Source organism: Seonamhaeicola algicola (genome assembly GCF_007997385.1).
Taxonomy (GTDB): domain Bacteria; phylum Bacteroidota; class Bacteroidia; order Flavobacteriales; family Flavobacteriaceae; genus Seonamhaeicola; species Seonamhaeicola algicola.
The window spans coordinates 250,833-276,996 of record NZ_VOSC01000033.1; the positions used below are offsets into that span (position 1 = coordinate 250,833).

Here is a 26,164-nt window from a genome sequence, read left to right on the forward strand (position 1 = left end):
GCTTAACCAATTGAATTTTTGTATTGCTTAAAAAGACTTGATAGTTAAAACCAATACTACAACAACCCAAATAAAAAAACCACCCTGAATAAGGGTGGCTTAAAAATTATTTTTAATTATTTCTTAAATAGTGTAAGTGCGTTTCTTTTTATGTTCACTTTCATCATAACGCTTAACACATTCATGATAAATTTTCACAGCTTCTTCGGCATTACCCCAACCACCAACATCTACTTTTTTCTTTTCTAAATCTTTATAAACTTGAAAAAAGTGTTCAATTTCTTTTAATCTATGCGGATTTAAATCTATTAAATCACTTCTATGACTCCAAACAGGATCTGAAACTGGTACACAAATTATTTTTTCATCAGGCCCTTTTTCATCGGTCATATGAAAAACTCCAATGGGTCTTACTTCCATTACTACCATTGGGTATGAAGGCTCTGTTGAAAGTACTAATACATCTAAAGGATCTTGATCTAACGCTAAAGTTTCAGGTACAAATCCGTAATCACCCGGGTACATCATTGATGAAAACAATGTTCTGTCAAAACGTATCTTATTTAACGTAAAATCGTATTCGTATTTATTTCTACTTCCTTTTGGTATTTCTATTAAAACATCAAATGTTAATTCTTTTTTCTTACTCATGTTTGTTCATAATTTGGTTAACAAAGGTACATAACAACCATAGCTTTAACAACAATAAATTTAAGGTGCTTAAAATTTTTACAAAACCTTAATCTTCACATAATTTAAAAAGCAATTTGGTAAAAAATACTTTCAATAATTGCTATATTGTGGCAATTTCTTAATTGTGACTAACTCATTTATATATGCGACTATCCTTAACACTATTAAGCGCTTTCCTTTTTAGCCTATTTTTAAGCGCACAAAACAAACCTTGGCAAGGTAAATTTGAAACAATAGACAATTTAATTGCACCACCAAACAGTTACCGTTCTGCAAGCGGTGCTCCTGGTAAAGATTATTGGCAACAACGCGCTAATTACAATATTAAAGCCCAATTAAACGAAACCAACAACACCCTTTCTGGAGAAGAAACTATTACTTATTTTAATAATTCACCAGACAACTTAACGTATGTTTGGATAATGTTAGAGCAAAATGTAAACAAAAAAGGGAATGAAGACTTTGGTGGCATAAACAACAATTTAAAAGACAGCATTACTTCTAGAAAAATGCAGTTTTTAACCAGAGCTATTAATTTTCCTGCTGGTTACACCATAAAATATGTTAAAGATGGTGCTGGCAAGGATATAAAAACACTGGTTAACAACACCATGATGAAGGTTAAGCTTAACACACCTTTAAAATCTGGCGAATCTACAGTTATAAACATTGGGTGGTCTTACCACATAACAGACCGTAGTATGTTTTTACTTTCTAGAGAAGGTTATGAATATTTTCCTGAAGATGACAATACCGTGTATTTATTAGCACATTGGTTTCCCAGAATGGCTGTATATAGCGATACCGAAGGCTGGCAAAACCAACAATTTCAAAAACTTGGTGAGTTTGCTTTAGAATTTGGTGATTATAACGTTGAAATAACCGTAGCTGCAGATCATATTGTAGCTGCTACCGGCGCACTACAAAACAGCGAAAATGTATTAACAAAAAAACAACGCAAACGCTTAAAAGAGGCTTCAAAATCCTATAACAAACCTGTAATGATTATTACTAAAGAAGAAGCTATTACTAACGAAAAAACAAAAAGTAAAAAGCAAAAAACATGGAAATTTAAAGCTGAAAACGTTCGTGACTTTGCTTTTGCTTCATCAAGAAAGTTTTTATGGGATGCCCAAAACGTTAAACTTCCTAGTAATAACGTAATGGCTATGTCTTTTTACCCAAAAGAAGGGTTACCTGTTTGGAAAGAAGAATCTACAAAAGCTATTATGCATGCTTTAGAGGTATATTCTGAAGCTACTTTTGATTATCCGTATCCTGTTTGTATTTCAGTAAACACATCAAATATTGGTATGGAATTCCCAATGATAAGTTTTAATGGCGGAAGACCCAAAAATGGCGAAATGACAAAAAACGCCAAATCTAGAATGATTGGCACCATTATACATGAAGTTGGCCACAACTGGTTTCCTATGATTGTAAGCTCAGATGAACGTAAATGGATGTGGATGGATGAAGGCTTAAACACCTTTTTACACCAACGTACAGTAGCTGAAAGGTATCCAGATTTTAATAGCGTAACACCTGCTACCATAGTACCTTTTATGAGTGGCGATAAAAACATATTACGCCCTATAATGACAAACTCTGACAATGAATTGTTTTCGCAATTTGGCATGAACTTTTACGTAAAACCTACCGTTGGCTTGCAAATGCTTAGAAACTCCATTATGGGAAAAGAATTGTTTGATGAAGCTTTTAAAGAATACGCCAACCGCTGGAAATACAAACACCCAAATCCGGCCGATTTATTTAGAACTTTAGAAGACGCTAGCGCTGTAGATTTAGATTGGTTTTACCGAGGCTGGTTTTTTACCACAGACCATGTAGACATGGAACTTAGCAACGTAAAATGGTTTAAGATTTTTGAAGAAAACAAAAATATTGAAGACCAACAAAAAACCTCTCAAACCAAAATAGCAAGTAATGGAAACAATGCTAATAGTGCCGCTAATGATTTTTCAAACGGACCAGAAATTATTAACATGATTGAAACACCTGATAAAGATTATGGTGGATTTTTATCAAGATTAAACGAAAGTAGCATTAGAGAACAACTATCGGGCAAAAATTTATACGAAGTTACCATTAAAAACATTGGCGGCCTTGTAATGCCCGTTACTATTGAATGGGTTTTTACTGACGGCACAAAAGAAATAGACCAATTACCTGCACAAGTTTGGAGACGTAATGAATACGAAATTCAGCATACTTTTATTAAAAACAAAGAAGTTGCCAAAGTTAATTTAGATCCTAATTTTGAATTTGCCGATACCAATACAGCTAACAATAGTTTTCCGAAGGTAAATACAGATTCTGAATTTGATAGCTTTAAAAAAGCGCAATCTAAAAACTAATTAACACAAACAAAATTGCTAAACTTAGCAAAGAAAACAGGCATTTTTATATTACTGGTTTTCTTCTTTGGATGTAAAAACCCTAAAGAAGAAAACCTTATTTCTACACCCAAAAACACTGTAAGTGCATTACCTTTAAATGCAAAATGGCCAAAAAACAATCCGTTTTCAAAAGAAAAAGTAAATCTTGGACGCTTACTTTTTTTTGATCCTATTTTATCAGGCAATAAAGATGTTGCTTGTGCCACATGCCACCACCCAACTAATGGATATGCAGAGTTTAAAGATATTTCTATTGGTGTAAACGGCATAGGTTTTGGCAGCAAACGAGTCTTTAACAAACCCAACAGTATACCTTTTGTAAAACGCAACGCGCACACCGTTTTAAACACTGCTTTTAATGGTATTGGTATGGCTAATAACTATACCCCAGAAAACGCTCCAATGTTTTGGGACAAAAGAGTGCAAAGTTTAGAAACACAAGCGCTAGAGCCTATAAAAGCTTTAGAAGAAATGCGCGGCACTAATTTTTCGGAAGCAGAAATTCTTACTGAAGTTGTTAAAAGATTAAAAGAAATACCTGAATACAAAACACTATTTACTACAGTTTTTTCTGAAGAAAATCCAATTAACACAGTCAATATTGGTAAAGCCATAGCTGCCTTTGAAAGAACATTAATTACAAACAACACACCTTTTGATAAGTATATGCGTGGTGACTCTACGGCCATATCTTTGGCTGAAAAAGAAGGTTTTAAACTTTTTAAAAACGTAGGCTGTATAAATTGCCACAACGGCCCCATGTTTTCAGATTTTAAAACACATATTTTGAGTGTGCCTGAAAACAGTAAATTAGATTCAGCTGATATGGGTTTTAATAAACAATTCGCGTTTAGAACACCAACGCTTAGAAATTTAAGACATACCGCTCCTTACATGCATAATGGTACCTTATTAACTTTAGAAAAGGTTTTAGAATTTTATGAAGACCTTACTTTTAAAAAATCTAGAAACCCACATGTAAAGGTTGAAAAAATTGATACTTTGGCTATAACCCAAACCGTAAGAATGAAGGACATGTCACTCATCATATCATTTTTAAACACATTAAATGATGATGAATTTGATAAAACAGTTCCTGAAAGCGTACCAAGTGGCTTAAAAGTTGGAGGAGATATTAACTAGTTTTAAAAACTTGATTTTGTAAAAATTTTCAACTAATTCCGTTTAACGTCGGGTATACGTCATTACAACGACACATATTCAGAAAAACATTGTGCGTCATCTAAAAACAGTACTCTGAAAATCAATAAATAGAAGAGGAAGGGTATGTAGCTTATCTTTGCGTTGCAAGCAACGCAAAGATAAGCTACATAGTGTTACTTTCCAAATTCATTATTTTTTTGTCCAGTTTATTAGTTAAAAAACTGGACATTTTTATTATATTTGAACAAACAAAAAAACCTTGAAAGCAACTGAATATATTAGAAATACGATAAACCGACTACCAAAAGGATATATTTTCACCTATGAAGACTTTAATGTTGACGTAAATAAAAAAGAAGCTATCATCAAAGCCTTAAATCGTATGGCAAATTCAGGCAAAATTAAAAAATTATCAAAAGGAAAGTATTTTAAACCTGAAAAAACCCCTTTTGGGACTCTTCAACCTAGTCAAGAACAAATAGTTAAAGACTTACTAAATGAAAATGGTAAAGTGATTGGATATTTAACAGGTTATAGCATATATAATAAGTTAGGATTAACAACTCAAGTTAGTAACATAATACAAATAGGAAAAAATCAAACTCGCCCTAAATTTAAACGAGAGCGTTACACAATATCATTCGTCAAACAAAAAAATATAATTACCAAAAGAAATATTCCTCTATTACAGATTCTAGATTCAATTAAGTATGTGAAGAAAATACCCGACACTACCATAAAAACATCTTGTTTAAGATTTTTGGAAATAATTAGGGACTTAAGTTTAGATGACAAAAAAGAGTTAATACGACTATCTTTAAAGTATCCACCATCTACAAGAGCTTTATTAGGCGCATTATTAGATGAAATACAAAATAAATCAATAACGATTAGCTTGAAAGAATCTCTAAATCCTATTACTAAATATGAGATTCCAGGTGCAAAAAAAGCATTAACTAACGCTTCTAACTGGAATATTACATGAAACTTCATCTAGACAAAAAGCTATTTAGACAAGCTGTACAGTTTACATCTGACCAAATGCAAATACCGGCAATATTTGTAGAAAAAGACTATTGGGTGACATATGCACTTTTCACAATATTCAATGATAAAATTGGTAGTAATACAGTTTTCAAAGGTGGAACAGCATTATCTAAATGTTACAACATAATTGAAAGATTTTCAGAAGATATAGACCTAGTTGTCCTAAGAAGAGAGGGAGAATCAAATAACAAACTTACCACTAAAATTAGAACGATTAGTAATGTAGTGAGCAATGTCCTGCCAGAAATAGAAATAGCAGGTTTAACTCACAAAATGGGAATGAATCGTAAAACAGCACACTCATACAACAAAGAATTTAAAGGAGATTATGGTCAAGTAAGAGATGCTATTGTGGTGGAAGCTACTTGGCTTGGATACTTTGAACCCTACACAACTAAAAGTGCTTGCTCTTTTGTAGGTGAAATGATGATGAACAATGAACAAAGTGAAATCGCTAAAGAACAAAATTTATTACCATTCAATGTACTTGTTTTAGAACCAAGTAGAACTATTTGTGAAAAAATTATGAGTTTAGTTCGGTTCTCATATGGAGAAAACCCAATTACAGATTTAAAAAATAAAATTAGACACGTATATGACTTAAATCAACTTCTTTCTGTAAATGAACTGCTTACTTTTTTTAAATCAAAAGAATTTGACATTATGTTATTAAAAGTCGCTCAAGATGATGTAGCAAGCTTTAAAAACAACAATGAATGGCTAAAAAATCACCCTATTAATTCACTAATATTTGATTACCCTGAAAAAGTGTGGAGTGATTTGAAAGTTGCATATGAGTCAGACTTTAAAAACTTGGTTTATGGTTCTTTTCCAGATGAACAGGAATTATTAAATACTTTAATTCTCATTCAGAAAAGAATATCCTCTATTGATTGGAATATAAAATTGGAAAACAAATAAAGACGAACGCACAACAATGGCTATAAGTAATTGCTTGTTCTCGCCTACTTTGGAAATCCCTTCGGAATTTCCAACTCGGTATGTACTTGTAAAGTTAATCGCTAACCCACACAGCTACTCATAGCCTAAGCCGTTAAACAAACCTACTCAATCACCCATTTAACCGCTCAAGATTTAATTCTATATATCAACAAAACCCTCTTCTCTATCCAAGTGAGTTAAAAAACAAACACCTTTTCAACCATATTATCTCCAAAACTATAAGGCATAACCCCATAAGAGTTTACAGGTTTAGTTAATATTAAACGAGCCAATTTACCTTTTGTAATTGAACCTAATTTATCCTGTAACCCCATGGCGTAAGCACCATTTATGGTAGCTGCATTAATGGCCTCTTCTGGCGTCATCTTCATTTTTATACATGCCGTAGACACCACAAAATTCATATTACCCGAAGGAGCTGAACCTGGGTTATAATCTGTTGCCAAGGCTAATGGTAAGCCCGCATTTATAAGTTTTCTAGCAGGCGTGTACGGAATACTTAAAAAATAAGAACACCCTGGTAAAGCTACTGGCATAGTCTTACTTGTTTTTAAAGCTTCAACATCAATATTTCTAATTACTTCTAAATGATCTACAGATAGCGCATTATGCTTTACACCCACTTGAACACCACCAATAGCTGTAAATTGATTTACATGTATTTTTGGTATAAAACCATATTGCTTTCCTGCTTGTAGAATACGATTGGTGTCTTCAACAGAGAAATAACCCGTTTCACAAAACACATCTATGTATTCAGCTAAATTTTCTTCGGCTACTTTTGGCATCAGTTCATTAATTACCAAATCTAAATAAGCATCTTTATTGTCTTTATATTCCTTAGGAATTGCGTGCGCTCCTAATAAGGTTGCTTTAATTTCAATTGGATAGTTTTCCTTTAATCTTTTTATAACACGAAGCATTTTTAATTCAGCCTCAACCGTTAAACCGTAACCCGATTTAATTTCAACAGCTCCCGTTCCTAAATTTATAATGTTTTCTAACCGAACCTTACTCTGATTATACAATGCTTCTTCTGATGTATCTTGCAATACCTTGGCTGAATTTAAAATTCCGCCACCATTATTAGCTATTTCTTCATACGTTAAGCCATTGATTCTATCTACAAACTCCGCTTCTCTGTTTCCGGCGTATACCAAATGCGTATGCGAATCGCACCAAGTAGGCATTAGCATTTTTCCCGTACAATCAATAATAGTATCAAAACTAGAACTAGGACAATCATCCATGGTTCCAAAATCTGATATTAAACCATTTTCAGCAACTAAAAAGGCATGTTTAATGGTAGGTAAAACACCCATATCTTTCCCTGAAACAAACTTTATTGGTTCGTTTCTAACCTGAAGCAATTCTTTTATGTTTTTAAATAATAACTTCATTAAAACAAATTTTCTAATAACGTTTCATCTACTAAGTTAGGTAAAGTTACTTTTAAATTGGGCGTTCTTTCCATTTCACGTTTTATAGCAAACATAGCCTCATTGTTTCTTGCCCAACTTCGTCTTGCTATTCCATTATTTACATCATAAAACAACATATTTTTTAGTTGCTCTTCAGCTTCTTTAGAGCCATCTAATAACATTCCAAAACCGCCATTAATAACTTCGCCCCAGCCAACACCACCGCCATTGTGAATAGATACCCAGGTAGCGCCTCTAAAGCTATCACCAATTACATTATGTATTGCCATGTCTGCTGTAAATTTACTACCATCATAAATATTAGAGGTTTCTCTAAACGGCGAATCTGTTCCGCTTACATCATGATGATCTCTTCCTAAAACTATAGGCCCAATTTCTCCTTTTTTGATGGCATTATTAAAAGCTATAGCTATTTTTATTCTACCTTCTGCATCGGCATATAATATTCGGGCTTGAGACCCAACAACCATATTATTTTGCTTTGCATTTTTTATCCAAGTTATATTGTCTTGCATCTGTAGTTTTATTTCCTCTGGAGCATCCTTCATTATGCTTTGCAATACTTGGGCAGCTATAGCATCGGTTTTTTCTAAGTCTTCAGGTTTTCCTGATGTGCACACCCAACGAAATGGGCCAAAACCATAATCAAAACACATTGGTCCTAAAATATCTTGCACATAAGATGGGTATTTAAAATTACCTTTATTTTTGGCCATAACCTCAGCTCCTGCTCTAGATGCTTCTAATAAAAAAGCATTGCCATAATCAAAGAAATACGTGCCTCTTTTGGTGTGTTTATTAATGGCATCAGCATGTCTTTTTAGTGACTCTTTGACCTTTTGTTTAAACACTTCTGGTGCTTCACTTATCAATTGATTAGCTTCCTTGTAAGTTACACCAACTGGATAATAACCGCCTGTATACGGTATATGCAAAGAGGTTTGATCTGACCCTAAATGAATAAAAATATTGTCTTCATAAAAACGCTCCCAAACATTAACAACATTACCAATGAAAGCTATAGACACCACCTCATTTTCTGCCTGTGCTTGCTTCACGCGAGTAACCAAATCATCTAAACTTTCAATTAATACATCTACCCAACCTTGTTCATAGCGTTTTTTAGCAGCTTTAGGGTTTACCTCTGCTGCTACTGTAATGCAACCCGCAATGTTTCCTGCTTTTGGCTGTGCACCACTCATGCCGCCTAAACCTGCTGTTAAAAATATTTTTCCGTTAGGCGTTTCGTTTTTATTTAAAATTTTTCTGAAGGCATTCATCACTGTAATCGTAGTACCGTGTACAATACCTTGCGGACCAATATACATGAATGAACCAGCAGTCATTTGCCCGTATTGCGTAACCCCAAGTGCATTAAATTTTTCCCAATCATCGGGTTTAGAATAATTAGGAATCATCATGCCATTAGTTACCACCACTCTGGGTGCATTTTTAGATGAGGGAAACAACCCCATAGGATGACCAGAATACATATGCAATGTTTGTTCCTCAGTCATGGTTGCCAAATATTTCATGGTCAACAAATACTGCGCCCAATTTTGAAACACAGCACCATTGCCGCCGTAAGTAATTAGTTCTTCCGGATGTTGCGCAACTGCTGGATCTAAATTATTCTGGATCATCAGCATAATAGCAGCTGCTTGCGAACAGTTAGAAGGATATGCAAAAATTGGTCTTGCATATATTTTATAATCTGGCTTAAATCTATACATATAGATTCTACCATATGCATTTAATTCTTCGGCAAATTCTTTAGCTAGTGCTTTATGCCATTGCTCAGGAAAGTAACGTAATGCATTTTTTATTGCTAATTGCTTTTCTTCAACAGTTAAAATATCTTTTCGTTTTGGCGCTCTATTAACGCTTTCTGGGTAGTTTCGCTTTGGTGGCAAATTGGTTGGAATACCTTGTAATATCTGTTCTTTAAATGTCATACCTATCTTAAATTAAATGCTTGAGTCTTCACTAAATTTATCATGGCATCAATGTCTGCTTTTAAAGCCCTGTCATCTTCAAGTTTTGTTACTTTACTTCTAATAATTTTAAAGTTTTCCTCTATAATATCAGAGAACGTATTGGGCCTTCTAAATTCTAAAGCTTGTGCAGCGTACATTAATTCTATAGCCAAAATCTTTTCTAAATTTTCTAAAATTTGGTTGAACTTTCTACCAGAAATACTTCCCATAGACACATGATCTTCTTGACCTAAGGAAGTTGGTACACTATCTGCAGATGGCGGAAAACACAAACTTTTATTTTCAGTAACCAAAGCAGCTGTTGTATATTGCGGAATCATGAACCCTGAATTTAATCCGCCACCACCTGTGGTTAACAATCTAGGCAACCCATACTTTCCTTCTAGTAACAAGTAACAACGGCGGTCTGCAATATTTCCCAATTCGGCAGCAGCCACAGAACAATAATCTAGTGCCATTGCCAAAGGCTGCCCATGAAAATTACCGCCAGAAATAGCTTTGGTATCACTCAAAACAATAGGGTTGTCTGTAACTGAGTTCATTTCAATTTCAGCTAATTCACTTAAATGATAAAAAGCGTTCCTTGACGCGCCATGTACCTGAGGAATACAGCGCATGGAATAAGGGTCTTGCACTCTTCCGCAATTTTCATGAGAATCTACATTCTGTGATTTATACAGCAACATAAACATACGTTCAGCTACCTCAATTGTACCTTTATATGGGCGAATTTTATGTAATTCGTCTCTAAAAGGCGAAAAACTACCTTGATAACCTTCAATACTCATAGCCCCAGCAACATCGGCCAAATCAAGTATATATTCCATTTTTTTTAACCCAATAATAGTATGTGCTAAAATAAATTGTGTGCCGTTAATTAAACCAAGGCCTTCTTTTGCATGTAATTCCATAGCCTTTAAACCATGTGCTACTAAAACATTATTTGCCGGTTTTATTTGATTATCTACCCAAAATTCACCTTCACCAATTAGAGGTAAAAACAAATGTGATAATGGCGCTAAGTCTCCTGAAGCCCCAACTGAACCCTGTTCTGGAACCACTGGCAACAAATTATTTTCTATGAAGTAAATGATACGTTCAATTAATTTTAAACGCACACCTGAAAACCCTTGACATAACGCATGCACCTTACAAATCATCATAATTTTTGACAATTGCTTATCTATAACTTTACCTACACCAACTGCATGTGTTAGCAATAAATTTTTCTGTAATGTTTTAGTTTCTTCGGGTGTTATTTGCACTTCACAAAGTGGGCCAAACCCCGTATTTATACCATACACTGCTTTATTACTATTAGCCATAGATTCCACTTTTGCTCTGCAAACATTTACTTTCTCTTTGGCTTCAGGTGTTATTTCTGCTTTTAAATTGCCGTTGGCTATTTTTAAAACTTTATCAACTGTTAAAGTATCTATTCCGTATTTAAACGTCATGCTTATTGTTTTAAGTCTTTCAAAGTTATTTGTTATTTTAATTCTTAAAAAGACTATTTTTGTTATTATTTGATAACTGTGAGTAATCAATTAGAATTAAGACATCTTAAATATTTTTTAGCTGTTGCCGAAGAATTACACTTTAGGCGCGCTGCTGAACGCTTATATATTTCGCAACCTGGATTAAGCCGCCAAATAAAACAAATGGAAGATGATTTGGGAGTGATACTTTTTGAACGCCATAACCGAAAAGTAATACTTACTAAAGCAGGCGAATACCTAAAAAAAGAACTTTCTATAACTTTAAAAAGTTTAGACTACACGTTGCACCATACTAAATTAGTGCATGATGGTAAAATAGGCAATTTAAAACTTGGCTACGTAGGTTCTGCAATGCAAAGTGTAATACCTAATTTATTAATTGCTTTTGAAGAAAAACACCCCAATATTGTATTTAGTTTGAAAGAAATTGATAATGAAACACAAATAAAACATTTACTTTCATTTGATTTAGATGTGGGTTTTGTGCGCTTAGAGCGTGTGCCCAAAGACTTAGAAACAAAACCTATTTTAAATGAAAATTTTTGTTTGGTGTTACCTAAGTCTTTTAAAATAAGTTCAAAATCTTTGAAAAACTTGGAATCCTTCAAAAATGAATCTTTTATACTTTTTGACCCAAAATACAGTGCTTCGTATTATGAAAAAGTCATGCAGATTTTTGACGATAGCGGGTTCTTGCCTATAATATCACATAATACTATTCACGCTGGTTCTATCTACAAGTTGGTTGAAAATGGTTTTGGTATTTCTATTGTTCCCAAATCATTGGCTGCAAACAACAATGAAAATTTACAGTTTATTGAATTAGATAAAATGAAACAAAAAACAACACTATCTGTGGTTTGGAATAAAAACAATAGAAACCCAATGCTTCAAAACTTCTTAAAACTCATTTAGGCATTTATATAGGCTGTATAAATAGCGCTTCCTTTTTCAGTTAAATAAGGATAAAAACCTTGAGCCATAATTTGAAAATAACTATCTATGGATTCTAAAGTTATTTCATTACCTTGAGTTTGGGCTGCAGCAATCCAAAAATCGGAAAGGATGTGTCCGCGTTTGTAAAGGTTCCTATATTCATTTGGCAGCTGTTCTTTTCTTATAATTTCTTCAGCTTTTAATTGTTCTAATAATTCTAAAAATTGCTGTTCTCTTAATTTTAAAAGCATTGCATAGTGCGCCTTTATCTTTGAGTTTTCTCTCATTATTTGCACAAAGTCTAATAAAAAAAAACGGTACTCATAAAAACAAAACAACATGCTTTTTGAAATGTTTAAAAAACCTTCTAAAGAATTTCTAGCTGTTGTGCTATTGTTAATAGTTTTATCAATTTTGGCAACTAACTGAAAATATAAGTCTTCAATAATTTCATCCCGTTTTTTAAAATGGTAGTTAAGGTTTCCCTGACTAATCCCCATTGTATTAGCTATTGTTCTTAGAGTAACTTTAGGTAAACCTTCATCATTAAATAGTTTAAGTGCTGTTTCTAGAATTATAACTTTAGTCCTTTTCATTTCACAAATATAATAATTTAGTACACCTGACCTAATTTAATTAGAATTAGTATATTTGACCTAATTTTTAAAGCTATGAAAGTAAAAGAAGAAAATACCCCGAAAACCGAAGCCATTAAAAACGCCTTAAAGCAAGTTGATTTTAAAGACACCTTTTCTACCACCAACCATAAAGATGACTTAAAAACGGTAGCACACTTAATTTTTGGAACATTCCCAAAGTGGGTTAGCACACTAATGAAACTACGCAACACGCTTGTAAAACCTTTTGGTTTAAAAGTAGAAATGCCAAAAGATTATAATTTAGACTATAAAGTTGGCAGCTATTCTGGTTTTTTTAAAATTTTTGATATTCTTGATAATGAACTTGTGCTTGGTGCAGATGATAAACATCTTAACTTTAGAGTCAGTGTTTACGATTCCAAAGAACCCAGTTTTAACATTAAAGTAACCACTTTAGTAGAATACAAAAATACCTTTGGGAAGGTTTATATGGCTATTGTAGCACCGTTTCATAGAGTGGTGGTTAAGAGTATGGTGAAGCAGGCTTATAAAAATGCGTATGTTTAATATCTATGTTGTTTATTTGCTATTTAAAACTATTAAAATTGAAACACTTAAAATTTACAGTTTACGTACTTACACTTGCATTATTTTTTGGTTGTAATTCATCAAACATCAAAAATGGCGATATTGTTTTTAGAGGTATTAGTAATAGTGAATTATCTGAAGCAATAAACGATGTTACACAAACATCTAAAAGAAGTAATTACGCACACATGGGCGTATGCGAAGTTGAAAATAACACTGTGTATGTTTATCATGCCGATAGTAAAAAAGGTGTAATAAAAGAACCTCTTAATAAATTTTGCAAAACAAAAGAAACCAATTATACCGTTGATGTATACCGTATTAAAAATGCAACTAACACACAAATAGAAATTGCTTTAAAACAGGCAAAAAAATTAATTGGAACGCCATACAATACAACTTATATTTTAGAAGATGAAGGTGTTTATTGTTCAGAATATATTTATGAAATATATAAAACAGATAGTATTTTTAAACTAGAACCAATGACGTTTAAAAACCCAAAAACAAATGCGTTTCATGACGGTTGGATAAAACATTATGCTGCATTAGGCATTGAAATTCCAGAAGGCAAATTAGGCTGTAACCCAAACGGAATGGCTAATAGCAATGAGTTGAAGTTTATTAAATCAATTCAAAAAAACCTAACACACTGATTAACAATAAACAGCATATCAAATTTTAATGTCGTTTATCGATAAAAAGATTTTCCTACACGCAAATTGTATACATTTATTTTATAAATTTTTACATTATGAAAACAAAAAACTACTCAGTTTCAAAAATCTTAACATCATTAATGGTTGTTATTGCACTAACTTTTTCAACAAATATTTATGCAAAAAAAGATAACAAAGGAAATAATGGTAAAGGCAATGCCGATGGAACAACAACAGGTTCCAATAAAGGTGATCATGGAGAAAACACTGGCAACCAAGGTAACGACAAACAAAAAGGTAACACAAATAAAAAAACACCTTCAGCTCCTTTAGATGGTGGTTTAGGTATATTGGTTCTTGGAGCTGCAGCTTTTGGGTATAAAAAGCTTCGTAATAAATAAAAACAATCTAGTAGTTTTCCCTATAAAACAAAGGCTACCTTAAAACGGTAGCCTTTTCTATTTTATTAAAAATAAAAACCAAACGTACCCGTTACACCAAATTTTCTAACATCAGGGTTATCAAGGTAATTACCTCTAAAATTAAAATCTATACGGAATACCTTAAAAATATTACCAATACCAAAACCATATTCATAATACAACGTATCGGTAGGCGCTATTAACTGTAAATTTGCAGGATTACTTGGTACATTACTAAGCGCTTTATTTTCATCTGATAATTCTCCCCAAACACCGCGTACGCTAACAATTTCACGTAAATTTAGTTTTCGTAAAAATGGAATTCTAGAAAACAAACGTCCATTAAAATTATGTTCAACATGAAATGATGAATACGTATCAGACACAAACTCGTAAAAATCTAGTTGTGAAAAGGTATTGTAAATTGAAAAATAAGATTGATTACCAGGAATAACACTTAACAAACCAAGTGGTACTTCGCCAAAAGTTTTACCTGCTTCAATAGAAGTTGTTAGCCTACCAAAACCTCCTAACTGCCATGGTTGCACATAAGAAAATTGTACTTTGGTATAATCAAAATCACTATTAAAAATAGTTTTATCACCGCGACTAACTTGGGCAAAAATACGTAAGTAATCATCATTAGCATCACGTCTTTCAACACCAAAACCTGTTGTTTTTCTACCGGGGAAATAAAATAATGAAGCCGATGTTTCAAACTGTTTAATTTCAGAAGCAATGCCGTTAGGTGTATTGTAATCTAAACTAAAGGTTGGTGATGCAGATTCTAGCGTTCTGTAGTTAGCACCAATTCTAAAAATAAGATTACGCCAAGGTTCTGCTTCAATAGCAAAACTTGTTAAGTTAATTGATGTTAATTTATCATTTGAACCTGTACCAACAACTGCCGATGACGCTAAACTTCTGCCTAAAACATCGGTACTTGTGGTTAAACTAGCGCCTATTTGCTCAACATCGCGCCTATTGCCACCAGAAATTATGAGTCGGCTTTTTTTATCTAATAGCCATTTACCCGAAATACCATATTTAAATTTATCATCTTTAAAACCGTATGCCAAAAAGCCCTCTAAACGCCACAAATCATTTCTACCAAAATAGGTACGCCCACCGGTGCGCAAACGCAAACCTTCTACTTCGTTAAAGCCAAAGGTTGAAAAAATTGGTCCATAATCTAACGGTAGTGTGTTAAATTCAATATAACCTGATGATAAAATGCTACCTAAATTATATAGTTGTTTAAACTTTTTTACAGTTTTTAAGGTGTCTAGCATTTTATAAACACCCTTTTCATCTTTGTTTAAATCTTCTAGTCTGTTTTGCTCCCAAAAGGCATCATCACGGTTGTAAACATCTTCATTATAATTATAAACTTCGCTTTCGTAAAATTTTTTATCCTTCGGAATATCAAATTTATAGTTATCATAAAGCGTGGTACGTTTACCGTAAACCCCTCGTGATTTTTCTTTTTTATTGAAGGCGAAATCAGACATCATATAATCACGCTTAACAAGAAACAATGAGTCGTTTAGCACTTCAAATTCTTGTTCTATATAAATTTCTTTTACCCAATTTATATTGGCACTTTTTGATGCTTGCAGGTTAATTTCTTTAATGGCGTAGGTGGTATCTGCCACCCAAAAATCGCCTTTAAAGGTTAATTCATTTTTTCGGCGTGGGTAATAAACAATATTGAAACACATTTTGTTATCAATAAAGGCGGTATCTGCCAATACATAATTGTAGGTGTTAATACCAGTTTTTGACAGCGGACTTACAAAACTTTTATCAAAAAATTTCAGGTAGTTATCATACACATCAAAATCTGAGTATAAATCATCAATAAAATCAATAATTATTTGATTGTTACTAAAACCAGAGTTTTTATTACCCTTTAAAACAGCTTTTTCTTTGTTAATTACATTATCACCATACACGCGTGATGCCGCTTCATTAATAAACATAGGCAAATAGGTTTTGCCTGTTACATTTGAGGTGTCAACCTTATCAAAAACAAACTCCATGCCTTTAAACAAACGGCTATTTATTAAGGCACTATCTATGGTATTTATATCAAACTCTACTTTTTCGTATTTATCAAATTCATATTGATTAAATTGTTTTAAACCGTTTTTACGTTTGTGTTCCCAAATTTTACGAAGTATATCAATTGCAGGATTATTTTTTTTAGATTGCTTTCCGGTTGTTAACACAACAGCATCTAACTGAGCCGCTTCTTCTTTTAATACAAACTCTAAATTATAGTTTACTTTTTTAGGAAGTGTTACAACCAATGTTTCATAACCTATAAAAGACAGTGTTAGTTGTTGCCAAGTTTCATCAGATTCTAAATAAAACTTACCATCTTCATTGGTAATAGTTCCTTCTGTAGAACCTTGAAAAATTACGTTAGCAAAGGGTATTGGTTGGTTGTTTTCATCAAACACATAACCACTTACTTTTGTTTGAGATAACACAACATTTGTAATAGCTACAAATAGAAAAGGGGCAAAAAATCTTATATTCATAATACAAAAAAACTTCATCAACAATCATGCTAATGAAGTTTATATAACGTAAAAAGTTTTATTTTATTTGTAAAGTACCTTTTTTACAGCTTTAATTACATCTTCATGGTTTGGTAACCACTCAGCTAATAAAACTGGAGAATAAGGTGCTGGTGTATCGGCTGTATTTAATTTTACTACCGGAGCATCTAAATAATCAAAAGCTTCGGCTTGTACTGTATATGTAATTTCGGTAGCAACACTTCCAAAAGGCCATGCTTCTTCTAAAACTACTAAACGGTTTGTTTTTTTAACCGATTCTATAATAGTTTTTCTATCCATTGGGCGCACAGTACGCAAATCTATAATTTCGCAAGAAATACCTTCTTTTGCTAATTCATCGGCAGCTTTGTAGGCTTCTTTTATAATTTTCCCAAAAGATACTATAGTAACATCGTCTCCTTTTCTTTTTATGTCTGCCACACCAATAGGAATAAGGTATTCACCTTCTGGCACTTCACCTTTATCACCATACATTTGCTCACTTTCCATAAAAATAACGGGGTCATCATCACGGATAGCAGATTTTAATAATCCTTTAGCATCGGCTGGGTTTGAAGGTACTACAACTTTTAAACCCGGTGTATTTGCAAACCAGTTTTCAAAAGCTTGCGAGTGTGTAGCTCCTAACTGACCTGCAGATGCTGTTGGCCCTCTAAATACAATTGGACATTTAAATTGCCCACCAGACATTTGCCTAATTTTAGCGGCATTATTTATAATTTGGTCAATACCAACAAGAGAAAAGTTAAAAGTCATGTACTCCACAATGGGTCTATTACCTGTCATGGTAGAACCTACTGCAATACCTGCAAAACCAAGCTCAGCAATTGGTGTATCTATAACACGTTTTGGCCCAAATTCATCTAACATACCCTTAGAAGCTTTATACGCTCCGTTATACTCTGCTACTTCTTCACCCATTAAGTATACGCTTTCGTCTCTGCGCATTTCTTCACTCATGGCTTCACAAACAGCCTCTCTAAATTGAATTGTCTTCATTTAAATTGTTTTATTCAAAAAGCAAAAATAGTAATTATTGCTAACAAATTCCTATAAAAATAAACACTAAAGTTGCGTGCTTTTAAAAATTAATAATTTTACACTAAAAGGGTTATTATTATTAAAAATTGCCACTATTATGTGGTTTATTTTTTTTATTCATCTTTAAAATATGGTGTTATTGTGTTGTAAATTCACAAATAATCAACCCTTTTTATAAGCTTTTCATCAATTTTTGTTAAAATTTATTATGCGCGCATAGTATTTTTGAAAATAAATACCTAAATTCGTAACCGTTAAAAATATCTTTTATAAACTATATGATATGAATATTTTAGTATGCATAAGTCATGTTCCAGACACGACTTCAAAAATAAACTTTAGTGAGAACAATACAAAATTTGACACCAATGGTGTACAATTTGTTATAAACCCGAATGACGAATTTGGCCTTACAAGAGCCATGTGGTTTAAAGAAAAACAAGGAGCAAAAGTAACGGTTGTTAATGTTGGGGGCGCTGAAACTGAGCCTACTTTAAGAAAAGCTTTAGCTATAGGTGCCGATGCTGCCATTAGAGTAAACGCGGCTGCTACCGATGGTTTTTCTGTAGCTAAACAACTTGCAAAAGTAGCTACCGATGGTGGTTACGACCTGATTATTGCAGGAAGAGAATCTATTGACTACAATGGTGGTATGGTACCTGGTATGTTAGCAGCTTTATTAGATGCTAATTTTGTGAACAACTGTATTGGTTTAGATGTTGATGGCACCACTGCCAAAGCTACCAGAGAAATTGATGGTGGTAAAGAAACTGTTGCTACAAGTTTACCTTTAGTTGTTGGAGGCCAAAAAGGTTTGGTTGAAGAAAGTGATTTACGCATACCAAACATGCGAGGTATTATGATGGCACGCCAAAAACCGCTAACCGTTGTTGATGGTGTAGAAACCACTGACCAAACTACTTCTGTATCATTTGAAAAACCAGCGCCTAAAGGTGCTGTAAAATTAGTTGCAGAAGATAATTTAGACGAACTAATTAGCTTACTTCACAACGAAGCTAAAGTTATTTAATTGAAAATAAATCATCCCAAATTTAGTTTGGAATCTTTTCAAATAAACTTAAAGTTTAATGAAGCCCTGAAACAAGTTTAGGGTTACAAAACAAAAAAAATATGTCAGTTTTAGTATATACAGAATCAGATCAAGGAAACTTAAAAAAAGGGGCTTTTGAAGTAGCCTCATACGCCAAAGCCGTAGCAGACCAATTAGGCACTACTGTTACTGCTTTAGCTATAAATGCTAGCAATACAAATGAGCTTGGTAATTATGGTGTTAATAAAGTTTTAACTGTAAATAATAACGATTTAAACAGTTTTAGCGCCAAAGTTTACGCTAACGTAGTAAAACAAGCTGCTGAAAAAGAAAATGCGCAGGTAGTAATTGTTAGCTCTAGTGCAGATAGTAAATATCTAGCTCCGCTTTTAGCTGTTAGTTTAAATGCTGGTTACGCATCAAATGTTATTGAAGCTCCAAGTAACACAGCACCTTTTACTGTAAAAAGAAATGCGTTTACCAATAAAGCGTTTGAAGTAACTCAAATTAACACCAACGTTAAAATTATTGGTGTATCAAACAATGCTTTTGGCTTAGTTGAAAATAGTGCTAGTGCAACTTCTGAAGATTTTTCGCCAGCAATTGAAGCTTCAACTGTAACAGTTGAAGCTGTTGATAAAGCTACCGATAAAGTAACCATTGCAGATGCTGATGTTGTAGTATCTGGTGGACGCGGATTAAAAGGACCTGAAAACTGGGGCATGATAGAAGAGTTAGCCGATGTTTTAGGCGCTGCAACTGCCTGCTCTAAACCCGTGTCAGATTTAGGCTGGAGACCTCACAGTGAACACGTTGGGCAAACCGGAAAACCCGTAGCCTCTAACCTTTATATTGCTATTGGTATTTCTGGTGCTATTCAACATTTAGCAGGCGTTAACGCTTCTAAAGTAAAAGTAGTAATTAATACAGATGCTGAAGCTCCTTTCTTTAAAGCTGCCGACTACGGCGTTGTTGGTGATGCCTTCACTGTAGTGCCGCAACTAATTGAAAAATTAAAAGCTTTTAAGGCTCAACAATAAATTATTTTTTATAAATTGTAAGCTAAAAGAACTGTTTATTTTTGGCATAATTTCCAATAATCTGCCTTAGGCAGTTGGTAAATTCCGAATTTAAACAGTTCTTTGCGTTTTTTATAAATTATGAGCCTAGTAAGATTAAATATTAAGGGAATTTCTTATAGTCAAACCCAAAATGGTGCTTATGCACTTATATTGAATGAAGTTGATGGTGAACGAAAACTACCAATAGTTATTGGTGCTTTTGAAGCCCAATCTATTGCCATTGCTCTAGAAAAAGAAATTAGGCCTCCAAGACCTTTAACCCATGATTTATTTAAAAATTTTGCCGATAGGTTTGACATTGTTGTTAAACAAGTTATAATTCACAAACTAGTTGATGGTGTTTTTTATTCAAGTTTAATTTGTGAACGCGATAAAATTGAAGAAATTATTGATGCCAGAACTAGTGATGCTATTGCATTAGCACTACGTTTTGAAGCTCCTATTTTTACATACAAAAACATTTTAGATAAAGCTGGTATTTACCTTAAAGTAAACCCAGAAAAAGAAACCGAAGACGATACTAATATTGAAGATATTTTAGGTGACGATTTAGTTGCTGATGAATTAGAAACTACCAACACACAACAACAAAATTACGCAAACAAAACACTACAAGAACTTCAAAACCTCTTAGACGAAGCTGTTTCAAATGAAGACTATGAAAAAGCGGCACATATTAGAGATGAAATTTCAAAACGAAAATAATTAATTATGAAACAACTTTTTCTGTTTTTCACAGCCGTTTTGTTGGCTTTTTCTACTACAACTTTTGCCCAAAACACAGAAAAAGAGCTATTTTCAGAAAATACTGCTGAAACATTAGAAATCAATGTTAATGATACGGCAGCTAGCACAATATTAACAAACAATCATGAACCTGAAACCACAATAATAGCCAGTCAGGGCTTTTCGTTCAACAGCCTATGGCGTGGTGTTTTAGGCATGATTTCTCTTGTTTTTATTGCATTTCTGTTTAGCAGCAATCGCAAAGCTATAGATTGGAAAATTGTTGGTATTGGCTTAGCTTTTCAGCTACTCATTGCTATAGGCGTTCTAAAAATAGATTTTGTAAAAGCTATTTTTGAATTCATAGGAAGCCTTTTTGTAAGCGTACTAGATTTTACCCGTGCTGGTAGTAAGTTTTTATTTGAAGGTTTAGTGGTAGACATGGATACTTTTGGCTTCATCTTCGCATTTCAAGTTTTACCAACCATCATATTCTTTTCGGCATTAACCTCTGTTCTATTCTACTTAGGTATTATTCAAAAAGTAGTAAAAGCAATGGCATGGTTACTTTCAAAAGCCTTAAAAATTTCAGGTGCCGAAAGTTTAAGTGTTGCCGGAAACATTTTTTTAGGTCAAACCGAAGCGCCGCTATTAATAAAAGCCTATTTAGAAAAAATGAACAAATCTGAAATGCTTTTAGTTATGATTGGTGGTATGGCAACCGTTGCTGGCGCAGTATTAGCTGCATACATTGGCTTTTTAGGAGGTGATGACCCTGAGCTTAGGTTATTTTATGCAAAACATTTATTAGCCGCTTCTGTAATGGCTGCACCTGGCGCTATCGTTATTTCAAAAATACTCTTTCCTCAAACCGACGATATTAATACCGATGTAAAAGTTTCTCAAGAAAAAATAGGAGCTAACTTTTTAGATGCTATTGCCAATGGTACTACCGAAGGTTTAAAACTAGCCGTAAATGTTGGGGCAATGCTTTTGGTTTTTGTAGCTTTTATAGCCATGTTTAACGGTATTTTAGGGTGGGTTGGCGATGTTTCAAACATCAATAATTGGATTGCCAAAAATACTGCTTACCAAAGTCTTTCGCTAGAATTAATTCTTGGTTATGCCTTTGCGCCTTTAATGTGGTTAATAGGTGTAGCAAGCGAAGACATGGCACTTATGGGGCAATTACTTGGCATAAAATTAGCTGCCAGCGAATTTATAGGTTACATCCAACTATCCGATTTAAAAAATGCATCAAACACCATTCACCTTAATTATGAAAAATCTATAATTATGGCCACTTACATGCTTTGTGGTTTTGCAAATTTTGCGTCTATTGGTATTCAAATTGGAGGTATTGGCTCATTAGCTCCTGGGCAACGTAAAGTGCTATCACAATTTGGCATTAAAGCCTTAATTGGCGGCACTATAGCATCATTAGTTTCGGCTACAATTGCTGGTATGATTATAGGCTAATCAAAACATAAACAAACAATTAACAACTTTATCACATTAAAACAACCTTTTGTTTGAGGTTTTTTATATTTTTATTTCAGAAGAAGATAATAATGATTTTATGAAGCAATATCACGACTTAGTTAAGCATGTTTTAGAAAATGGAAACGAAAAAGGAGACCGTACAGGTACTGGTACTAAAAGTGTTTTTGGTTATCAAATGCGCTTTAATTTAAGTGAAGGTTTTCCAATGGTTACAACAAAAAAACTACACTTAAAATCTATAATTTATGAGTTACTTTGGTTTTTAAAAGGTGATACTAATATTAAATATTTAACAGATAACGGTGTTAGAATTTGGAATGAATGGGCTGATGAAAATGGTAATTTAGGGCCTGTATATGGGCACCAATGGCGCAATTGGAATAGTGATGAAATAGACCAAATTAAAGACGTTATTGAAACGCTAAAAAACAACCCTAACAGTAGAAGAATGTTGGTTTCTGCTTGGAATCCTTCGGTTTTGCCCGATACTTCAAAATCATTCTCTGAAAATGTTGCCAATGGTAAAGCCGCTTTACCTCCGTGTCATGCTTTTTTTCAATTTTATGTAGCTAATGGTAAACTATCATGTCAATTATATCAACGAAGTGCCGATATTTTCTTAGGTGTTCCGTTTAATATTGCGTCTTACGCTCTATTTACTATGATGATGGCACAGGTTTGTGGCTACCAACCAGGAGATTTTATACACACTTTTGGCGACGCTCATATTTACAGCAACCATATGGAGCAGCTAGAACTTCAATTATCAAGAGACCCAAAACCACTTCCAAAAATGGTTTTAAATCCAGATATTAAAGATATTTTCAATTTTAAATTTGAAGATTTTACGCTATTAAATTATGATCCGCATCCGCACATAAAAGGTACCGTGGCTGTGTAAACTAAAAACCCACCTGTTTTATTATGAAAAAAAAATTACTCTTAGCTTCCTTAGCGCTCTTTGCAATTATTGCTTTTTGTATTGTTAGTGTTTCAAACAACGACAACCAAAAAATCGTGAAGGTTGAAAGAAAAAACATTAACCCTACAAAAAAAGGGAAGAAAAAAACACCTGAAGAGCGTGCTTTGTATAATGAAGCTAGAAATTTATATGAATACTACAGACAGGTAAACCCCAACACTGGTATAATTTCAAAAAACGATAAAAAACGTGAATTTAAACAAGCCAAAAACGCTAAACTAAGAGCTAATATAAATTTAACTGCAAAAGTTCCACAAGCAGCCTACATTAGTCGTGGCCCAAGCAATATGGGTGGAAGAACCCGAGCTTTGGTGGTTGACAAAAGTGATAACACTGGTAATACAATAATTGCTGGCGGTGTAAGCGGTGGTGTTTTTAGAACTACCGATGGCGGCGCTAATTGGACTAAAGTTTCACCAAATGACGAAATACATAATGTAACTGCCATTGCTCAAGACCCTAGAGCTGGTTTTGAGAATGTTTGGTATTATGCTACAGGTGAAGGTTTGGGCAATTCTGCAAGTTCAAGTGCTCAACAAACATCTGGAGCCTATTTTTTTGGTCAAGGTATTTGGCAATCCATAAATGGTGGTGTTACATGGGTACAAATGCCCTCAACTGACAGTAACTATGAAAGCTTTGATTCTGATTTTGATGTTACTTATAGTTTAGCTGTACATCCTTTAACTGGGCATTTATATGCTGCTTCAATAGGTTTAATTGCTAGATTTGATGGATCTAGCTGGACTACTGAAATTGACGGTAACCCAAGCTCAACAGGACAAGCTACCGATATTGTTATAACAACCTCAGGAAGGTGTTACGCTGCTTTTTCTGGCATACATGATACAGCTACAGAAGGTATTTGGACCTCTCCCACAGGTGTAGGGTCATGGACTAGAATTAATGACGATGGTATTAGCGCCGATTTTACTCCTGAAGGAAGAGTTGTTTTAGCACTAGCGCCTTCTAACGAAAATAAATTATATACGTTATTTGTTAACGGAAATAGTATAGATTGTAATGACCCAACTCCTTTACAAGAAGCTGATTTATGGATGTGGAATCAAAGTACCACAAACTGGACCAATTATTCTAGTAAATTACCTGATGAAGCAGGTTGCTCTGAAGGGAATGATCCTTTTGCTGCTCAAGATGGGTATGATTTGGTTGTAAACGTTAAACCTGATAATGAGAACTTTGTTGTAATTGGCGGCACAAATGCTTACAAAATTGAAAACATTACTACTGATGCCATGTTTTCAAGAATTGGTGGTTACGCAAGCTCTTCAGGATATACATCTTACAGTAATCATCACCCAGATATACACGCTTTAGTTTTTAATCCGTTTAATAATAATGTTCTTTTTTCTGGAACAGATGGTGGCGTGCATGTTACAAATGATATAACAGCTAACACAATATCGTGGACTAGTTTAAATAACAACTATCAAACATTTCAGTTTTATCATGTAGATATTGATCCTGGAAACGGTTCTGATTTTGTTATTGGCGGGGCTCAAGACAATGGTTGTGTACTTGGTGGAACCTTCATATCGCTTCCTAATTTAACTGAACAACTTAATATTGCTAATGGAGATGGTGCTTCAACAGCAATATCAAGAGACACCAATTGTAACTCAGGAATTGGTTTTTTCATTAGCCTTCAAAATGGTGTAACGTATCGTAATTGTGGCACATATGTTGAAATAACCCCGGAATCTGCCCCTGGCACTCCTTATGACAGCCAATTTGTTACTTATTTTCATTTAGACCCTGATAACAACAACGCCTTATACTTTGCTTCATTAGATAAATTATTAAGAACTACCGATGCTACAAATGTAACCCAAGATAACTGGACAGATTTAGGTAATACAACTGCTGCTTTTGGGCACAATGATCAGTTTGAAATTTTCTCAACTACTCGTGGCACATATAACCCTGCTTCAAGTTATTTATTAATGGGTGGCGATAGTGGACATATTTACAGGTTAAATGATCCGCAAAATGCAACAAACATATCTTCAGCGGTAGATATTACACCACCAACAGCTAGCACAACATTTCCATCAATTGTATCTGGTTTAGCTATTCACCCCACTAATAACGATATTGTTTTAGCCACGTACTCAAACTATGGTATAAACAGTATTTACTTAACAACAAATGCCACATCTGCATCACCAAACTGGACACTTGTAGAGCGTAATCTTTCATCACATTCAATACGTTCAGCAGCCATTACTGAGGTTGCAGGACAAACACTCTATTTTGTTGGTACAGCAAGAGGTTTATACAGTACTACAGATCCTACTAGCATTGATTGGGTGAGAGAAGCTCCAAATCAAATTGGTTTTGCAGTAGTAAGTTCTTTAGCATATAGACCTTCTGATAATCATTTATTAATAGGCACACACGGTAACGGTATGTATGAAGCCACTGTTAGTGATGTTTTAGGCATTGAAGATGTTAATGATGTTAGCTCAGAAATTAAACTTTACCCCAACCCTGTTGCCAACCAAATTAATTTAGATTTACCTGTTTTAAATAATAAATACAATTATAGTATTATTGATATGTCTGGAAAAACTATAACAAATGGCACTACAGACAGTAAACAAATTAACGTATCTACTTTAAGTAGTGGTATGTATTTTATCAAATTAAATTTTGATGGAAAAACAGGCGTAAAAAGGTTTATTAAGAAATAGATAGTACAAACCTACATTAAGAACAAAACAAAGGCGCTTCAACTTATT

General features: G+C 33.7%; 21 protein-coding genes. 14 read left to right on the forward strand and 7 right to left on the reverse strand.

Features of this window, described 5'->3' with window-relative positions; all coding sequences use genetic code 11:
* Positions 1-123: 123 nt before the first annotated feature.
* Positions 124-651, reverse strand: a complete 528-nt coding sequence (locus FUA26_RS14830; protein WP_147137876.1) for an inorganic diphosphatase — start codon at positions 649-651, stop codon at positions 124-126.
* A gap of 185 nt (positions 652-836) precedes the next feature.
* On the opposite strand from FUA26_RS14830, the gene FUA26_RS14835 reads away from it, so the two are divergent.
* The 4 genes from FUA26_RS14835 to FUA26_RS14850 all read left to right on the forward strand — a co-directional run bounded on the left by FUA26_RS14835 (position 837) and on the right by FUA26_RS14850 (position 6,245).
* On the forward strand, positions 837-3,071 hold the full coding sequence (locus FUA26_RS14835; protein WP_147137879.1) for a M1 family metallopeptidase: 2,235 nt from the start codon (positions 837-839) through the stop codon (positions 3,069-3,071).
* A gap of 15 nt (positions 3,072-3,086) precedes the next feature.
* Positions 3,087-4,256, forward strand: a complete 1,170-nt coding sequence (locus tag FUA26_RS14840) for a cytochrome-c peroxidase (RefSeq protein ID WP_147137883.1) — start codon at positions 3,087-3,089, stop codon at positions 4,254-4,256.
* A 280-nt stretch (positions 4,257-4,536) separates the two neighbouring features.
* Entirely contained in the window at positions 4,537-5,262 is a 726-nt protein-coding gene (locus FUA26_RS14845) for a type IV toxin-antitoxin system AbiEi family antitoxin domain-containing protein (RefSeq protein ID WP_147137886.1), read from the forward strand.
* The gene (locus tag FUA26_RS14850) at positions 5,259-6,245 is read left to right on the forward strand and encodes a nucleotidyl transferase AbiEii/AbiGii toxin family protein (RefSeq protein WP_147137889.1); all 987 of its coding nucleotides are present in this window, start codon (positions 5,259-5,261) and stop codon (positions 6,243-6,245) included. The genes FUA26_RS14845 and FUA26_RS14850 overlap by 4 nt, the downstream gene beginning before the upstream one ends.
* A gap of 218 nt (positions 6,246-6,463) precedes the next feature.
* On the opposite strand, the gene hutI is transcribed toward FUA26_RS14850, so the two are convergent.
* From hutI to hutH, 3 genes are read right to left on the reverse strand one after another with little or no spacing between them, the layout of a single operon-like run.
* Positions 6,464-7,687 (reverse strand): imidazolonepropionase, encoded by a 1,224-nt coding sequence (hutI, locus tag FUA26_RS14855; RefSeq protein ID WP_147137892.1) that lies wholly within the window; start codon positions 7,685-7,687, stop codon positions 6,464-6,466.
* Positions 7,687-9,684: a urocanate hydratase gene (locus FUA26_RS14860; RefSeq protein ID WP_147137895.1), complete on the reverse strand. Its 1,998-nt coding sequence runs from the start codon at positions 9,682-9,684 to the stop codon at positions 7,687-7,689. The genes hutI and FUA26_RS14860 overlap by 1 nt, the downstream gene beginning before the upstream one ends.
* Positions 9,685-9,686: 2 nt before the next feature.
* On the reverse strand, positions 9,687-11,183 hold the full coding sequence (hutH, locus tag FUA26_RS14865; RefSeq protein ID WP_147137898.1) for a histidine ammonia-lyase: 1,497 nt from the start codon (positions 11,181-11,183) through the stop codon (positions 9,687-9,689).
* Between the two features lie 78 nt (positions 11,184-11,261).
* Between hutH and FUA26_RS14870 the strand changes: the two genes are divergently transcribed.
* On the forward strand, positions 11,262-12,140 hold the full coding sequence (locus tag FUA26_RS14870; protein ID WP_147137901.1) for a LysR substrate-binding domain-containing protein: 879 nt from the start codon (positions 11,262-11,264) through the stop codon (positions 12,138-12,140).
* Here the strand turns inward: FUA26_RS14870 and FUA26_RS14875 are convergent.
* Positions 12,137-12,757 carry a TetR/AcrR family transcriptional regulator gene (locus tag FUA26_RS14875; RefSeq protein ID WP_147137904.1) on the reverse strand — a complete coding sequence of 207 codons (621 nt, stop codon included), beginning with the start codon at positions 12,755-12,757 and terminating at the stop codon, positions 12,137-12,139. The two genes, FUA26_RS14870 and FUA26_RS14875, sit on opposite strands and share 4 nt — an antisense overlap.
* 75 nt (positions 12,758-12,832) lie before the next feature.
* On the opposite strand from FUA26_RS14875, the gene FUA26_RS14880 reads away from it, so the two are divergent.
* From FUA26_RS14880 to FUA26_RS14890, 3 genes are all read left to right on the forward strand, one after another.
* The gene (locus tag FUA26_RS14880; RefSeq protein WP_147137907.1) at positions 12,833-13,327 is read left to right on the forward strand and encodes a DUF2867 domain-containing protein; all 495 of its coding nucleotides are present in this window, start codon (positions 12,833-12,835) and stop codon (positions 13,325-13,327) included.
* A gap of 38 nt (positions 13,328-13,365) precedes the next feature.
* On the forward strand, positions 13,366-14,004 hold the full coding sequence (locus FUA26_RS14885) for a YiiX/YebB-like N1pC/P60 family cysteine hydrolase (RefSeq protein ID WP_186826928.1): 639 nt from the start codon (positions 13,366-13,368) through the stop codon (positions 14,002-14,004).
* Between the two features lie 98 nt (positions 14,005-14,102).
* The gene (locus FUA26_RS14890; protein ID WP_147137912.1) at positions 14,103-14,408 is read left to right on the forward strand and encodes a PID-CTERM protein-sorting domain-containing protein; all 306 of its coding nucleotides are present in this window, start codon (positions 14,103-14,105) and stop codon (positions 14,406-14,408) included.
* A gap of 65 nt (positions 14,409-14,473) precedes the next feature.
* Here the strand turns inward: FUA26_RS14890 and FUA26_RS14895 are convergent, their stop codons facing one another.
* Together FUA26_RS14895 and FUA26_RS14900 are read right to left on the reverse strand one after the other, a co-directional pair.
* Positions 14,474-16,975 carry a DUF5686 and carboxypeptidase-like regulatory domain-containing protein gene (locus tag FUA26_RS14895; RefSeq protein WP_246109152.1) on the reverse strand — a complete coding sequence of 834 codons (2,502 nt, stop codon included), beginning with the start codon at positions 16,973-16,975 and terminating at the stop codon, positions 14,474-14,476.
* A gap of 63 nt (positions 16,976-17,038) precedes the next feature.
* The gene (locus tag FUA26_RS14900; protein WP_147137918.1) at positions 17,039-18,016 is read right to left on the reverse strand and encodes a pyruvate dehydrogenase complex E1 component subunit beta; all 978 of its coding nucleotides are present in this window, start codon (positions 18,014-18,016) and stop codon (positions 17,039-17,041) included.
* 325 nt (positions 18,017-18,341) lie between these two features.
* Between FUA26_RS14900 and FUA26_RS14905 the strand changes: the two genes are divergently transcribed.
* The 6 genes from FUA26_RS14905 (at position 18,342) to FUA26_RS14930 (ending at position 26,116) form a co-directional block, all read left to right on the forward strand.
* Positions 18,342-19,088, forward strand: coding sequence for an electron transfer flavoprotein subunit beta/FixA family protein (locus FUA26_RS14905; RefSeq protein WP_147137920.1), 747 nt, complete (start codon positions 18,342-18,344; stop codon positions 19,086-19,088).
* Between the two features lie 101 nt (positions 19,089-19,189).
* Positions 19,190-20,149, forward strand: coding sequence for an electron transfer flavoprotein subunit alpha/FixB family protein (locus FUA26_RS14910; RefSeq protein ID WP_147137923.1), 960 nt, complete (start codon positions 19,190-19,192; stop codon positions 20,147-20,149).
* A gap of 120 nt (positions 20,150-20,269) precedes the next feature.
* Entirely contained in the window at positions 20,270-20,896 is a 627-nt protein-coding gene (locus FUA26_RS14915; RefSeq protein WP_147137925.1) for a bifunctional nuclease family protein, read from the forward strand.
* Between the two features lie 6 nt (positions 20,897-20,902).
* Positions 20,903-22,396, forward strand: a complete 1,494-nt coding sequence (locus tag FUA26_RS14920) for a NupC/NupG family nucleoside CNT transporter (RefSeq protein WP_147137927.1) — start codon at positions 20,903-20,905, stop codon at positions 22,394-22,396.
* A 100-nt stretch (positions 22,397-22,496) separates the two neighbouring features.
* Entirely contained in the window at positions 22,497-23,321 is an 825-nt protein-coding gene (locus FUA26_RS14925; protein ID WP_147137930.1) for a thymidylate synthase, read from the forward strand.
* Between the two features lie 23 nt (positions 23,322-23,344).
* Positions 23,345-26,116 carry a T9SS type A sorting domain-containing protein gene (locus FUA26_RS14930; protein ID WP_147137933.1) on the forward strand — a complete coding sequence of 924 codons (2,772 nt, stop codon included), beginning with the start codon at positions 23,345-23,347 and terminating at the stop codon, positions 26,114-26,116.
* Positions 26,117-26,164 lie beyond the last annotated feature (48 nt).

Bases quoted from the DNA above. Each gene is read 5' to 3' on its own strand.
- FUA26_RS14830 (WP_147137876.1), bottom strand. From the start codon at position 651: ATGAGTAAGAAAAAAGAATTAACATTTGATGTTTTAATAGAAATACCA.
- FUA26_RS14835 (WP_147137879.1), top strand. From the start codon at position 837: ATGCGACTATCCTTAACACTATTAAGCGCTTTCCTTTTTAGCCTATTT.
- FUA26_RS14850 (WP_147137889.1), top strand. From the start codon at position 5,259: ATGAAACTTCATCTAGACAAAAAGCTATTTAGACAAGCTGTACAGTTT.
- hutI (WP_147137892.1), bottom strand. From the start codon at position 7,687: ATGAAGTTATTATTTAAAAACATAAAAGAATTGCTTCAGGTTAGAAAC.
- FUA26_RS14860 (WP_147137895.1), bottom strand. From the start codon at position 9,684: ATGACATTTAAAGAACAGATATTACAAGGTATTCCAACCAATTTGCCA.
- hutH (WP_147137898.1), bottom strand. From the start codon at position 11,183: ATGACGTTTAAATACGGAATAGATACTTTAACAGTTGATAAAGTTTTA.
- FUA26_RS14875 (WP_147137904.1), bottom strand. From the start codon at position 12,757: ATGAAAAGGACTAAAGTTATAATTCTAGAAACAGCACTTAAACTATTT.
- FUA26_RS14880 (WP_147137907.1), top strand. From the start codon at position 12,833: ATGAAAGTAAAAGAAGAAAATACCCCGAAAACCGAAGCCATTAAAAAC.
- FUA26_RS14890 (WP_147137912.1), top strand. From the start codon at position 14,103: ATGAAAACAAAAAACTACTCAGTTTCAAAAATCTTAACATCATTAATG.
- FUA26_RS14895 (WP_246109152.1), bottom strand. From the start codon at position 16,975: ATGAATATAAGATTTTTTGCCCCTTTTCTATTTGTAGCTATTACAAAT.
- FUA26_RS14900 (WP_147137918.1), bottom strand. From the start codon at position 18,016: ATGAAGACAATTCAATTTAGAGAGGCTGTTTGTGAAGCCATGAGTGAA.
- FUA26_RS14905 (WP_147137920.1), top strand. From the start codon at position 18,342: ATGAATATTTTAGTATGCATAAGTCATGTTCCAGACACGACTTCAAAA.
- FUA26_RS14910 (WP_147137923.1), top strand. From the start codon at position 19,190: ATGTCAGTTTTAGTATATACAGAATCAGATCAAGGAAACTTAAAAAAA.
- FUA26_RS14915 (WP_147137925.1), top strand. From the start codon at position 20,270: ATGAGCCTAGTAAGATTAAATATTAAGGGAATTTCTTATAGTCAAACC.
- FUA26_RS14920 (WP_147137927.1), top strand. From the start codon at position 20,903: ATGAAACAACTTTTTCTGTTTTTCACAGCCGTTTTGTTGGCTTTTTCT.
- FUA26_RS14925 (WP_147137930.1), top strand. From the start codon at position 22,497: ATGAAGCAATATCACGACTTAGTTAAGCATGTTTTAGAAAATGGAAAC.
- FUA26_RS14930 (WP_147137933.1), top strand. From the start codon at position 23,345: ATGAAAAAAAAATTACTCTTAGCTTCCTTAGCGCTCTTTGCAATTATT.